Annotated in this window: 15 protein-coding genes; 12 read left to right on the plus strand and 3 right to left on the minus strand. The window is 69.1% G+C overall.

Going from position 1 to position 12,914, the window contains the following annotated elements; translation table 11 throughout:
* Nucleotides 1-67: 67 nt before the first annotated feature.
* The 8 genes from ACZ6S0_RS52030 to ACZ6S0_RS52065 are packed head-to-tail and all read left to right on the plus strand — an operon-like array spanning nucleotide 68 to nucleotide 7,064.
* Nucleotides 68-1,546 carry a 2-hydroxymuconic semialdehyde dehydrogenase gene (locus ACZ6S0_RS52030; protein ID WP_465928437.1) on the plus strand — a complete coding sequence of 493 codons (1,479 nt, stop codon included), beginning with the start codon at nucleotides 68-70 and terminating at the stop codon, nucleotides 1,544-1,546.
* Nucleotides 1,543-2,334, plus strand: a complete 792-nt coding sequence (locus ACZ6S0_RS52035) for a 2-keto-4-pentenoate hydratase (RefSeq protein ID WP_465928439.1) — start codon at nucleotides 1,543-1,545, stop codon at nucleotides 2,332-2,334. The genes ACZ6S0_RS52030 and ACZ6S0_RS52035 overlap by 4 nt, the downstream gene beginning before the upstream one ends.
* On the plus strand, nucleotides 2,334-3,290 hold the full coding sequence (locus ACZ6S0_RS52040) for an acetaldehyde dehydrogenase (acetylating) (RefSeq protein ID WP_465928441.1): 957 nt from the start codon (nucleotides 2,334-2,336) through the stop codon (nucleotides 3,288-3,290). Before ACZ6S0_RS52035 ends, ACZ6S0_RS52040 begins: the two co-directional genes overlap by 1 nt.
* Nucleotides 3,287-4,306, plus strand: a complete 1,020-nt coding sequence (gene dmpG, locus ACZ6S0_RS52045) for a 4-hydroxy-2-oxovalerate aldolase (protein ID WP_465928443.1) — start codon at nucleotides 3,287-3,289, stop codon at nucleotides 4,304-4,306. Before ACZ6S0_RS52040 ends, dmpG begins: the two co-directional genes overlap by 4 nt.
* On the plus strand, nucleotides 4,303-5,100 hold the full coding sequence (locus ACZ6S0_RS52050) for a 2-keto-4-pentenoate hydratase (protein WP_465928445.1): 798 nt from the start codon (nucleotides 4,303-4,305) through the stop codon (nucleotides 5,098-5,100). Before dmpG ends, ACZ6S0_RS52050 begins: the two co-directional genes overlap by 4 nt.
* Nucleotides 5,097-5,540 carry a RidA family protein gene (locus ACZ6S0_RS52055; protein WP_465928447.1) on the plus strand — a complete coding sequence of 148 codons (444 nt, stop codon included), beginning with the start codon at nucleotides 5,097-5,099 and terminating at the stop codon, nucleotides 5,538-5,540. Before ACZ6S0_RS52050 ends, ACZ6S0_RS52055 begins: the two co-directional genes overlap by 4 nt.
* Nucleotides 5,537-6,064 (plus strand): 3-hydroxyanthranilate 3,4-dioxygenase, encoded by a 528-nt coding sequence (locus ACZ6S0_RS52060; RefSeq protein WP_344884256.1) that lies wholly within the window; start codon nucleotides 5,537-5,539, stop codon nucleotides 6,062-6,064. Before ACZ6S0_RS52055 ends, ACZ6S0_RS52060 begins: the two co-directional genes overlap by 4 nt.
* Nucleotides 6,065-6,074: 10 nt before the next feature.
* Entirely contained in the window at nucleotides 6,075-7,064 is a 990-nt protein-coding gene (locus ACZ6S0_RS52065) for an amidohydrolase family protein (protein WP_465928449.1), read from the plus strand.
* Nucleotides 7,065-7,068: 4 nt separating this feature from the next.
* On the opposite strand, the gene ACZ6S0_RS52070 is transcribed toward ACZ6S0_RS52065, so the two are convergent.
* Entirely contained in the window at nucleotides 7,069-8,052 is a 984-nt protein-coding gene (locus ACZ6S0_RS52070; protein WP_465928451.1) for a LysR substrate-binding domain-containing protein, read from the minus strand.
* 202 nt (nucleotides 8,053-8,254) lie between these two features.
* On the opposite strand from ACZ6S0_RS52070, the gene ACZ6S0_RS52075 reads away from it, so the two are divergent.
* Complete coding sequence (locus tag ACZ6S0_RS52075; RefSeq protein ID WP_465928453.1) at nucleotides 8,255-9,031, plus strand: SDR family NAD(P)-dependent oxidoreductase; 777 nt, start codon at nucleotides 8,255-8,257, stop codon at nucleotides 9,029-9,031.
* Here the strand turns inward: ACZ6S0_RS52075 and ACZ6S0_RS52080 are convergent.
* On the minus strand, nucleotides 8,977-9,717 hold the full coding sequence (locus tag ACZ6S0_RS52080; RefSeq protein ID WP_465928455.1) for a hypothetical protein: 741 nt from the start codon (nucleotides 9,715-9,717) through the stop codon (nucleotides 8,977-8,979). The two genes, ACZ6S0_RS52075 and ACZ6S0_RS52080, sit on opposite strands and share 55 nt — an antisense overlap.
* A 179-nt stretch (nucleotides 9,718-9,896) precedes the next feature.
* Nucleotides 9,897-10,262, minus strand: a complete 366-nt coding sequence (locus ACZ6S0_RS52085) for a DoxX family protein (protein ID WP_465928456.1) — start codon at nucleotides 10,260-10,262, stop codon at nucleotides 9,897-9,899.
* A gap of 96 nt (nucleotides 10,263-10,358) precedes the next feature.
* Here ACZ6S0_RS52085 and ACZ6S0_RS52090 point away from each other — a divergent pair, with 96 nt between their 5' ends.
* The 3 genes from ACZ6S0_RS52090 to ACZ6S0_RS52100 all read left to right on the plus strand — a co-directional run.
* Nucleotides 10,359-10,964 carry a TetR/AcrR family transcriptional regulator gene (locus ACZ6S0_RS52090; RefSeq protein ID WP_465928458.1) on the plus strand — a complete coding sequence of 202 codons (606 nt, stop codon included), beginning with the start codon at nucleotides 10,359-10,361 and terminating at the stop codon, nucleotides 10,962-10,964.
* Between the two features lie 80 nt (nucleotides 10,965-11,044).
* A complete protein-coding gene (locus ACZ6S0_RS52095) occupies nucleotides 11,045-12,691 on the plus strand; it encodes an FAD-dependent monooxygenase (RefSeq protein ID WP_465928460.1) in 1,647 nt (548 codons plus the stop codon).
* 168 nt (nucleotides 12,692-12,859) lie between these two features.
* Nucleotides 12,860-12,914: hypothetical protein (locus ACZ6S0_RS52100; protein WP_465928464.1), on the plus strand; the 55-nt coding region annotated here is incomplete at its 3' end.

Here is a 12,914-nt window from a genome sequence, read left to right on the forward strand (position 1 = left end):
GTATGGACATGGCACACCTCGTAAGACCTATTTGTGGCACATGGCGCGGTCCGGTGAGCATATGACCATGACCGCAGCGTTCGCAGAGGGCATCGTCCACAACTTCGTCGGTGGACGATTCGTCGAGCCCGACACCACGTCGTTGTTCGACAACGTCGATCCCGCCACCGGCCACGTCGCCGGACGTGTACACGAGGCTGACGGCGCGCTGGTGGCGCGCGCCGTGCAGGCGGCACGTGACGCGCTCGGCGGTTCCTGGTCGCGGTGGACCACGAACGACCGTACGGCCCTGCTCCGCCGGGCGGCCGACCGCATCGAGGAGCGTTTCGAGGAGTTCGTCGCCGCCGAGGTGCGGGACACCGGCAAACCGGTGACGCACGCTCGTGGCGTCGACGTCGCACGCGCCGTCACGAACCTCCGGGCCTTCGCCGACGTCGTCGGAGCGGCCGGTCAGGAGTCGTTCCTCACCGAACTGCCGGATGGACGCCGCGCGCTCAACTACGCGGTGCGCAAGCCGCTCGGGGTCGTCGCCGTGGTGGTCCCGTGGAACCTGCCGCTGCTGTTGCTGACCTGGAAGGTCGCACCGGCGCTCGCCTGCGGCAATGCCGTGGTGGTCAAGCCGAGTGAGGAGACACCCTCCACGGCGGCGCTGCTGGCCGAGGTGCTGAGTGAGGCGGGCCTGCCGGACGGCGTCTACAACGTGGTCCACGGGTTCGGCCGGGACTCCGCCGGGGAGTTCCTCACCGGGCACCCCGGCATCGACGGCGTCACGTTCACGGGTTCGACGGCGACCGGCGCGCACGTGATGCGGACCGTCGCCGCGCGGGTCCGGCCCGTGTCGTTCGAGCTGGGCGGCAAGAACGCCGCCGTCGTCTTCGCGGACGCCGATCTCGGCACGACACTGGACGGGCTCACCCGGTCGATCTTCTCCAACACCGGCCAGGTGTGCCTGTGTACCGAGCGGGTCTACGTACAGCGCCCGATCTTCGACGACGTGGTCAACGGTCTCGCCGCCCGGGCCGAGGCGCTCGCCCTGGGCGACCCGCTCAGCGAGACGACGACGACCGGCCCGCTCATCTCCCAGGCCCATCGGGACAAGGTGCTCACCTACTTCGGCCTGGCCGAGGAGGCGGGTGCGAGGACCGTCGTCGGCGGCGGCGTCCCGGCGATGGGACCGGCCCTCGACGGCGGCTCCTGGATCGAGCCCACGATCTGGGTCGGTCTCGACCAGCGGGACCGCGTCATGCGGGAGGAGGTGTTCGGGCCGGTCGCCGGCCTGATCCCGTTCGACTCCGAGGAGGAGGCGATCGTTCTCGCGAACGACACCGAGTACGGTCTCGCGTCGTCCGTGTGGACCTCGGACCTCACCCGCGGCCACCGGGTCGCCCAGGCGATGCGGGTCGGCATGTCGTGGGTCAACACGTGGTACCTGCGGGACCTGCGCTCGCCGTTCGGCGGCATGGGCCTGTCCGGGATCGGCCGTGAGGGCGGCGAGGCCTCGCTCCATTTCTACACCGAGCCGACGAATGTGTGCGTGCAACTGTGAAGACGACGATTGACGATGCGGCCGACCGGCTGCTCGCGGCGGCCAGAGACGCCGCCCCGTGCGCCCCGGTGCGGGACCTGATCGGCACCGGCGACATCGAGCGGGCGTACGCCGTGCAGGAGGCGGTCGCCGCCGAACGCGAGCGAGCGGGAGCCCGTGTCGTGGGCTGCAAAATCGGTCTCACCGCGAGGTCGGTGCAGGAGCAGTTCGGCGTCTTCGAGCCTGACTTCGGACTGGTGTTCGACGACATGCTGCACTCCCACGGCAGTGAGCTGGAGCGCGGCGCCTACCTTCAGCCCCGGGTCGAGGCCGAGGTCGCGTTCGTCCTCGAAGCGGACATCGAGCCGCCCCGACCGTCGGTGGCCGACGTGATCCGGGCGACCGGCTTCGTCCTGCCGGCGATCGAGATCGTGGACTCGCGGATCGCGAACTGGGACATCACGATCAGCGACACGATCGCGGACAACGCCTCCAGCGGCGGGGTGGTGCTGGGAACGACCCCGCGATCGCTCGACGGCCTCGACCTCGCCGACGTCGGCATGGTCCTGGAGCACGACGGTGAGGACGTGGCGTTCGGCTCGGGCGCGGCGTGCATGGGATCGCCGGTGGTCTCGGCCACCTGGGTCGCACGCGAACTCGCCCGCCGCGGCCGGCCGCTGCGGGCGGGCGACATCATCATGACCGGTGCGCTCGGGCCGATGGCCGAGGTGGCGGGCACCGGGCGATTCACAGCTCGACTGGCCGGACTCGGCCAGGTCGAGGTCAGCTTCGTCGATCGGGAGATGTGATGGCCGCAGGGCGAAAGGCGGGAGCCGTCGTCATCGGCTCCGGCAATATCGGGACAGATCTCATGTTCAAGATCGAACGCCTCTCGGAGCGGCTTTCGATGGCGGCCATGGTAGGCATCGACCCGGAATCCGATGGTCTGGCGCGGGCCCGCAGGCATGGCGTCGCGACGACGGCGGAAGGCGTCGACGGGCTGGCGGACCTGCCCCAGTTCCGCGACGCGGCGGTGATCTTCGACGCGACCTCGGCCGGAGCACACGAGCGGCACGCCGCGTTCGCGCGCCGGCACGGAAAGCTCATGATCGACCTGACCCCGGCGGCCCTTGGACCCTACGCCGTGCCGACGGTCAACCTGGACGAGATGCACTTCGTCGACAACGTGAACATGGTGACGTGCGGCGGGCAGGCAACCATCCCGGTCGTCTCCGCCGTGGCCCGGGTCGCCCCGGTCGCCTACGCCGAGATCGTCGCGTCCATCGCGTCGCGCTCGGCCGGCCCTGGGACCCGCGCCAACATCGACGAGTTCACCGAGACCACGAGCCGGGCGATCGAGTCCGTCGGCGGTGCCGGAATCGGCAAGGCGATCATCATCCTCAACCCGGCGGACCCTCCCATCGTCATGAGGGACACCGTCTACTGCCTGGTGGAGGACTCGCCCGGCCGGGAACGGCTCGACCGGAACGCGGTGGCGCGCGCGGTCAGGGACATGGTCGCGCGAGTTCAGGAGTACGTCCCGGGGTATCGGCTCAAGCAGGACGTCCAGTTCGACCGGCTGGACGGCGCGTACGTCCCGGCGCTCGGCCGCACGTTCTCCGGGACCAAGGTCACGGTCTTCCTCGAAGTGTCCGGAGCCGGTCACTACCTGCCGGAGTACGCCGGCAATCTCGACATCATGACCTCGGCGGCCCTGCGGACGGCCGAGCGGATCCTTGAGCTGCGTGAGGGGGTTGAGCTATGAAGATCTACATCCAAGATGTGACTCTACGCGATGGAATGCATGCGATGGGTCATTCTTACACGGCCGAACAGGTGCGCAGGATCGCGTCGGCCGTCGACGCGGCGGGGGTCGACGCCATCGAGGTGGCGCACGGGGACGGCCTCGGTGGTTCGAGCGCGAACTACGGTTTCGGCGCCCATTCCGACCTTGAGTGGATCGACGCAGCGGCCGAGGTGCTGCGACGTGCCAGGCTCACCACCCTGCTCATCCCGGGGATCGGCACGATCAAGGATCTGGAGCGCGCGCACCGGCACGGCGTCACCAGCGTCCGGATCGCGACCCACTGCACCGAAGCCGACATCGCGGCACAGCACATCGACTGGGCCCGGTCGCATGACATGGACGTGTCCGGGTTCCTCATGCTCAGCCACATGCTGGACCCGGCGAGACTCGCCGCGCAGGCCGCGCTCATGGAGTCCTTCGGCGCCAACTGCGTCTACGTCACGGACTCGGGGGGACGCCTGACCGGCCGTGACGTCGCCGAACGCGTCGACGCCTACCGCGACGTGCTCGACCCGCGGACCGAGGTCGGGATCCACGCGCACGAGAACCTCTCGCTCTCGGTGGCGAACAGCGTGACCGCCGTCGAGCACGGGGCGGTGCGGGTGGACGTGGCGCTGGCCGGACAGGGCGCCGGCGCGGGCAACTGTCCCGCGGAGCCCTTCGTGGCGGTGGCCAATCTGCTGGGCTGGGAACACGGGTGCGACCTCTTCGCGCTGCAGGACGCCGCCGACGACATCGTCCGCCCGCTCCGCACGCGTCCCGTCAGGGTGGACCGCGAGACGCTGACCCTGGGGTACGCGGGCGTCTACTCCAGTTTCCTCCTCCATGCCGGGCGAGCGGCCGAGAAGTACGGCCTCGACGTACGCGCCATCCTGATGGAGGCCGGGCGCCGCAGGCTCGTCGGCGGGCAGGAGGACATGATCGCGGACGTCGCGCTCGACCTCGCCGCCGCCGGACGGGAGGGCGACCGATGAGCCTGACGGACGGCGAGGTCGAGCGGCTCGCGCACGAGCTGGACGACGCCCAGACGTCGACACGCGCGGTCACCGGCCGATCGGGTGGCGAGAACTGGGACGTCGCGAGCGCGTACCGGGTGCAGCGGGCCCTCGTGTCCCGCCGCCGGTCACGCGGGGAACGGCCGATCGGTCTCAAGCTCGGGTTCACCAGCCGGGCCAAGATGCGCCAGATGGGGGTCCACGAGGTCATCGTCGGACAGCTCACCGACGCGATGGACGTCCCGGACGGCGGTGAGCTGGGCCTCGGCGGCCTGATCCATCCGAGGGTGGAGCCCGAGGTCGCGTTCAGGATCGCCAGAGACGTGGACCCGGACGAGCCGTCGGCCTCCCTCGCGACCGCGGTGGACGCCGTGGCCCCCGCCCTGGAGATCATCGACTCGCGCTACCGGGACTTCCGGTTCTCCTACGCGGACGTGATCGCCGACAACACGTCCGCGGCGGCGTTCGTCGTCGGCCCGTGGAGCGCGGTGCGGCCACTGGACAACCTGGCGGTGCGGATGGACCTCGGATCCCGGACCGTGGCGGTCGGGAGTACGGGGGCCATCCTCGGAGATCCGCTGCGCGGCCTGCGATTGCTCGCCGGGATCGCCCGCCGCCACTCGATCCCGCTCCGCGCGGGCGACGTCGTCCTCGCCGGGGCGGCGACCGCGGCGGTACCGCTCACCGAGGGCTTCGCCACCGCGCAGGTGTCGACCCTGGGCCGGGTGTCGGTGCGCGTGGCCGCGGGCCGGAGCGGGGGCGAGGCGTCATGACGGGCAGCCGCACGATCGACGGGCTCGCGCGTCCCCGCGGCAGGTTCCCGCACGTGAAGGTCGCGGGCGATCTGGTGTTCGTGTCCGGTACGAGCTCGCGACGGCCCGACAACACCTTCGTCGGCGTCGAGGTCGATGAGTTCGGCACCACCGACCTCGACATCCGCGCTCAGACCCGTGCGGTCATCGAGAACATCGGCCGCATCCTCGGCGAGGTCGGGGCGACCCTGTCGGACGTGCTCCAGGTGACCGCCTACCTCACGTCCATGAACGACTTCGGCGGGTTCAACGAGGTCTACGCCGAGTTCTTCGACGAGGACGGCCCGACGCGGACGACCGTCGCGGTCCATCAGCTCCCGCACCCGCACCTGCTCGTCGAGATGCAGGTCATCGCCCGCCATCCACACCCGCACCCAGACGACCAAGGAGAACGCACGTGACGGACGCACTCATCCCGGTACCGATCAACTTCGCCTCGTGGATCAGCGAGCACGAGCACCTGCTGAAGCCGCCGGTGAACAACCGGACGATCCAGACCGGCAAGGACTTCATCGTCCAGGTCGTGGGCGGCCCGAACCAGCGGACCGACTTCCATCTCGACCCGTACGAGGAGTGGTTCTACCAGATCAAGGGCGACATGTATGTCGATCTCATGACGCCTGACGGCCCGCAGACGGTCCACATCAGGGAGGGCGAGGTGTGGCTCCTGCCTGGCAACCTGCCGCACTCGCCCCAGCGTCCGCAGGAAGGCTCCATCGGATTGGTCATCGAACGGATTCGCGAGGAGGGGACGCTGGAGAAGTTCCAGTGGTACTGCCCCACCTGTTCCAGCCTTGTCCACGAGGTGGAGCTTCAGGTGCGTGACATCGTCGAAGATCTTCCTCCCGTGTTCAAGGAGTTCTATGAGAGTGAGGACGGCCGGACCTGTGCCACCTGTGGAGCCGTGCACCCCGGCAAGGGCTGAAGGCGTGACCATGAGCGGCTCTATCGACGTACACACGCACTATGTTCCCCGTGGCTGGCCCGACCTCGGATCGGTGGAGGAGCCCGTCCCCTGGCTGCGCATCGACTCGGAGCGCGATGCCATGATCATGATGGGTTCCACGGAGTTCCGCGCCATCCAAGACAACTGCTGGGACGCCGAGGTGCGCATCGGCGAGATGGACGCCGACGGCGTGGACATCCAGGTCCTCTCACCGACGCCGGCGTTCTTCTCCTACGGCCGGTCCGCCTCCCAGGCCGCCAAGATCTCGGCGATCTTCAACGATTTGGCGCTTGACATCTGCGCGCCCGCTCCGGACCGGCTGCTGCCGTTCTGCCAAGTGCCGCTGCAGGACACGGACGCGGCCTGCCGCGAACTGGAACGGTCGATCGCGAACGGCCATCGGGGGGTCGAGATCGGCAACCACGTGGGCGATCGGGATCTGGACAGCGCGGGCATCGTGACGTTCCTGCAGCACGCGGCCCGGCTGAACGTTCCCGTGTTCGTCCACCCCTGGGACATGGCCAGGTCGCCGCGGCTCGACCGGTGGATGGCGCAGTGGCTGACGGGAATGCCCGCCGAGACGCATCTGTCGATCCTCGCCATGATCCTCGGTGGCGTGTTCGACCGTATCGATCCCGGTCTGCGGATCTGCTTCGCCCACGGCGGCGGCTCGTTCGCGTTCTGGGTCGGGCGGATGGACAACGCGTGGCACCAGCGTCACGACGTCATCGGCACGTCCGAGCACCCACCGTCGCACTACCTCGGTCGCTTCCACACCGACTCGGTGGTCTTCGACCACCGGGCGCTGAAACTGCTGGTGGACACGATCGGCGTCGATCGGGTGATGCTCGGCAGCGACTACCCCTACCCCCTGGGCGAGCGTCCGGCCGGACGCGTGATCCACACGAGCCCTGACCTCGGGGAGGCCGAGCGCCGGGCGATCCTGCGCGGGAACGCCGAGACCTTCCTGGGTCTCTGACGTCTCAGTCGCGGGCCGGCGGGATCGGGGCGTCGGGTGGCAGATCGGACGGCAGATCGGGTGGCAGGGAGAGGTCGCGTGCCGTACGGCGGAGGGTGTCGATCAACGCGGACGTCGCCGGGTTGAGACGGCGGTCGGCCTGCAGCGTGAGCCCGACACTGTGCCCGATGCGCTTCAGGGAGATGGGGAGCATCGAGATCCGCGGATCCTCCCGGGCGATGAGGTCCGGCATCACCGCGATGTTGTGGGTCTCCAGGAGGAGGTGCCGGACCGTGAGGAACGACGTCGTCTCCACCCTGTTCTGCGGGAGCTCGAATCCGTTCTCCAGGAAGTACGTTTCGAGCTCACGCCGGAGCACCGTCTCGACCCCGGGCAGGATCCAGGGATACTCGGCGAGATCGTCCAGCCGAACATCGGAACGCCGGGCCAGCGGGTGCTGTGCGCCGACCACGACCCGTACCGACTCCTGGTACAGCGTGCGGCGCACGAGCCTTTCGTCCGACGGCGAGGTGAGACGGCCGACGACGACGTCGAGTCGTCCCGACTCCAGCTCGGCCAGCAGCATGTCCGTCCCGCCCTCGCGCACGATCACGGTGACCAGCGGGCGTTCGGCTTTGAGGGCCGCGATCGCCCGGGGGATCAGCAGGTTCGACCCGGTGAGGTGGGTCCCCACGACCACGGTTCCGCGTTCCGCGTCGGCGATCTCGGCGACGTGGCGGGCCGCCTGGGAGAGCTGGGAGAGGACGGCGCGCGCGTGGGAGGTGAAGGCGACGCCGAAGTCGGTGGGGGTGAGCCCGCGGGGGCCTCGATCGTAGAGGGCGACGCCGAGGACCTGCTCGAGGTCTTGCAGGCTGCGGGTGACGACGGGCTGGGTCACGTGCAGGGCCCTGGCCGCGCCGATCACGGTTCCCTGAGTGCTCAGCACGTCGACCAGGACGAGGTGCCGCAGCTTGAGTCTTCCGTCGAGCAGCTTGGGGACGTGGTGCATGCGATCGATTGTAGTCCGACCATGCCTGGGCGAACATGGAACATGGCGAGTAGTGCTGATTTTGGCTATAGCATCACGGGCATATGTCCACACGTAAGGTGAATGTCCTGATCCCACTATTGACCCGCATCGTGCTGGATGCTCTGACTGTCGGACTGGACGGCGGCTCACGGGAAAGCCGCCGGGATGTGAGGAGTTCGTGTTGAACGATCTGAGCGGGATGATCGCGATCGTGACGGGAGGGTCGTCGGGAATCGGTGCGGCCACGGTGCGGCGGCTGATCGCCGACGGAGCGCATGTGGTCTCCGGCGACCTGGCACGGCCCGCCGACAACCCGCCGGAGCTTCACCACGTGAACCTCGACCTGGCCGATCCGGACGCGGGAACGGCTCTGGTGGACGCCACCCTGGAACGTTTCGGCCGCCTCGACATCCTCGTCAACAACGTCGGCATCGCGCCCACCCGGGCCTCGTTCGTGAGCACCACCGACGACGAGTGGGCGAGGACGTGGAGCGTCAACGTCATGAGCGCGGTGCGCGTCTCCCGGGCCGCGCTTCCCGCGCTGGAGGCGTCACGGCGGGGCGTGGTCGTGTTCGTCGCGTCGACCACCGGGCGGACGCCTGACCCGTACTTCGTCGACTACGCGGTCACGAAGGCCGGCCTGGTGACGCTGGCGAAGACGCTGTCGGAGGAGTTCGGCCCGCACGGCGTGCGGGTCAACTCGGTGTCGCCGGGCTCCATCCGCACGCCGCTGTGGGATCAGCCCGGCGGGTTCGTGGACGGCCTCTCGGCCCGTCTCGGCCTTCCCCGGGAGGAGGCCGTGCTGACGTTCGTCCGTTCAGAGCGGCGGATCAGCCTCGGGCGTCCAGGACGCGCCGACGAGGTCGCCGCGGCCATCGCGTTCCTGGTGTCCGACGACGCTTCCTACATCACCGGGATCGACCTGGTCGTCGACGGCGGCTCGACGAAGTCGGTGTGACGGGACCGGTCCCGGCGCCGTGCTCGATCACCGAGGCGGCCGGTTTCGCCATGATCGAGCGGGCTGTGGCGGCCGACGTGCCGTCCTCCTGGTTCACCGCCGATGAGGAGTTCGGGCAGAATCCCGGCCTGCGCGCCTTTCTGCTCACCCTGGCCCCAATGCCGTTTGGTCGATAAATGAAACGGCAACCCCTTGTTGGCGTGACCGTCGCCGCCGCGCAGCGCGACCTTCAACGCGAACAGGTCGGCGATCTGGTCGCGGGATAGGGCCTTGGTGCGGTCGGGCGGCGCGGGCCGGCGTTCGATGCCGGCGATGGGGCTGGCCGTCAGCCAGCCGCGGCCGCGCCACCAGGCGACGGCGGCCTTCATCACCGACAGTTCCCGGTTGACCGTGTTCGGGTCGACCAGGCGTGCCCGCTCGACGAACGCGGCGGTGATCGCCTCGACCGCGCCGGGCGCGTTCAGGTCGGCGAATGCAACGACCGGCGGGACGGCGCCGCGGCGGTCGGCGCCGAGCGGCGCCTGCTCGCCGCGGGCGAGCCACGCCCACGTGGTGAGGGAGATCTTGTAGACGCGCTTGGACGACGCGCCGATCCCTGCGGAGCGGAGGTAGGCCTCGACCGCGTCGGCGTAGGTCTCGGGTTCGTCGCGGCCGAGGGGGATCACCTCGGCGGCGCTCGCGCTCATGGTTCGCGGCCCTCCCGTACTCCCGCAGTAAATGCGTACACCTCGCGTCGAGACGGTGATCCGAGCGTGCCAGGTCGGAGCGGTGGCCGCCACCGCCTCGCGGGCCGTCTCCCGCAGTAAATCCGGTATTTACTGCGGGAGTCCGGGGTATGGCCCTTCTGGTTTGTGCCTGGTCATCGTTACGGCGTCAGCAGCAGCAGCATCGTGGTTGCCCCGGCGACCACTGCCAGGAGCACGGGAGCCGCGGCGTGGGAGCGGTGGCGCCGATGGGCGAAGTCGCGGGCGCGCACGTGATAGCCGATCGCGCCGATCAGCAGCAGCGTGAGACCGGCCGCTGCCGCTACGGCGATCGGCCTCCACAGGAGGCCAGCCACAAGCCCCAGGGCACCGGCGATCTCCAGGACGCCGATGGTTCGGGTCATCGCCGAGCCGACGCCGAGTCGCAAGAGGTTGGCGGTCACCTGAGGGCCCCGCAGCAGCTTTTGAGCGCCGGCGAGCAGGAAGACAAGAGCGACCAGAGCGCTCAGTGTGGTGGCGGGGAACAACGTGGCATGCCCCTTCCTGCAAAGAACGAATGTTCCTTCACTATGGCTTGGGCGGCGAAGTTGTCAAGGACGAATGTTCGTTCTACGTTCGGTCCCATGGCACGCATGCCCAAAGAACATCTCGAAGCCCGCCGCCGCCAGATCCTGGACGCCGCCCGCCGCTGCTTCCTTCGCAACGGCTTCCACGCCACGTCCATGCAGGACGTGCTGGCCGAGGCGGAACTGTCGGCCGGAGCCGTCTACCGCTACTTCAAGAGCAAGGACGACATCATCGCTGCGACCGCCTCCGAAGCTCTGGCCGAGGTCGCTTTGGCGTTCGAGGCGGACGACGCGACGCCGCCGGATCTGGACGACATCGTCGACCTCGTGCTGGGCGTCGGCCGTCCGCCGCTGTCCGGCTCACGCGAGTCCGCGCAGTTGCTGGTCCAGGTGTGGTCGGAGGCGCTGCGCTCGCCGTCGTTGTGCGCGAAGCTGAAGGAGGTCATGCAGGAGGCGCGCAGCGTGGTCGGCGGCCTCGTGGCCCGCCACCAGCGGCGCGGGCTTCTGCCTGCGGACGTCCCGGCGGGGCATGTGGCCGATGTCCTGGTGGCGCTTGTGGACGGGTTCCTGGTGTTGCGTGCGGTGTACGGCCACGCGGATCCGGCGGCGTTCAGGAGTGGGCTGAAGGCCCTAATGTCGGCGTCGGCGCAGACCGGCCAGTAGAGAACGAACATTCGCTCTTGACGCTGGTGTTGGGGTCGTGCTGTTCTAAAAGAACGATCATTCGTTCTAAGGATGGATCTGTGACAGTGAACGCTGACATCCTCATCGCCGGTGCGGGACCGACCGGCCTGGTGCTGGCCATAGAGCTGGCGCGCAGAGGCGTGATCCCGCGCGTCGTCAACGCCGAAAGCACCGACCACCGAGAGAGCCGGGCGGTCTCCATCGTGGCTCGATCGCTGGAAATGCTGGACGACCTCGAGCTGGCCCAGGCCGCCCTCGACCGAGGCGTCCCGCTGCACACGCTGAACTTCTACCAGGGCACGACGACCCTGGCCGAGATGGACGTGACAGCCGTGGACTCCTCGTTCCCGCTGGACCTGTGCATCCCGCAGTGGCAGACGGTCGCGCTGCTGCGTGAGCGCGCCGAGTACCTCGGGGTCACCGTCGAATGGGGCACCCGCCTGCTCGGGCAAGAGGCGGACGAGCACGGCGTCAGCGTGGAACTCGAGCACGGGGACGGCCGCCGCGAGCGGTATCGAACGGGCTGGCTGATCGGTGCCGACGGCGCCCACAGCACCGTTCGCGAGACGGCGGGCATCGGCCGGGCAAAGACCGATCTGAAGCGGGGCTTCATCCTGGGCGACGTCGCCGTGGACTGGCCGCTGACGCGGGACCGTTTCCACGTCTACTTCGACCGATCCGGCCTGGTGGCCGTCTTCCCCATGGTCGGAGGCTACTGGCGCATCCTGGCCAGCACGCCGGACGACCGGCCACCGCGCACCCCCGGGCTGGACGACTTCGCCACCTGGATCGCCGAACGCACCCCCCTCGACCCTGGAGTCCGCGACCTGCAGTGGAGTTCGTCGTTCGTGGCCCGCGAAAGCCTGGCCGACCGGCTCCGCGACGGCCGGATCCTGCTGGCCGGAGACGCCGCGCACAGCCACAGCCCGGTGGGCGGCCAGGGCATGAACACCGGCATGCAGGACGCCTACAACCTGGGCTGGAAACTCGCGCTCGTCGTCACCGGCCGCGCCGAGGAATCCCTCCTGGACAGCTACCAGACCGAACGCTGGCCCGTGGTAAAGGCCGTGGTAGAGGCAACCTCGACCACCACGAAGGTCGCCACCGGCACCACCCTGGTCGCCCGCAGAGCCAGACGGCACGCGCTGCGCCTGCTCGGCAGGCTCAACCCCGTGCAGCAGCGCCTGTCGAACGCCTTCGGCGAACACCTCGTCCACTACCGCGACAGCCACCTCGTCTTCCAACGCTGGCACGAGTCCCCCGCCAAGGCGTGGAGTGACATCGCCGGTACCGGACCGGAAGCCGGCGAGCTGATGCGCGACGTCTACCTCGAAAACCGCCAGGGCCCGGTCTCACTGCGGCACCTCCTCCGCACCCCCGGCCACCACCTTTTGCTGTTCACCGCGGACACCACCGACTCCACCACCCTGGCCCACTGGCAGGCCACGGCATACGAGGCGATGGCCGGGCACGGCGAGGTCCATCTCATCACCCGCGGCCACCTGCCATCCGGCCTCTCCGGCGGCGTCTTCGCCGACCTGCGCAGCGAGGCCCACAACCGCTACGGCGTCCGCCGCCCCAGCCTGTACATGATCCGCCCGGACAAATACGTCGGCTACCGCGGCGACAGCATTGACCTCGCACCCGTCAACGACTACTTCCACGCCCTGGGCACCACACCCGTAAAGGAAAAGACGACACCATGACACCGGACTCGACTGTCCCCGACAGCCTGACCGGGATCGGCGCGACCGCCTTGGGAGTAGCTCTCCTGCGCGCCCAAGAGAGTGAACGCCCGGACCGCCTGTTCGACGACCCCTACGCACGGCGCTTTCGACGCGCACAGCCAGGCCCCCGCCCCGGTGTCGGCGCTGATGTCGGGGGTGCTGCTGTCAGTGGCCTTCTACGCCATCCTGCGCGTCAAGGTCA

This window comes from Nonomuraea sp. NPDC051298 (assembly GCF_055586305.1).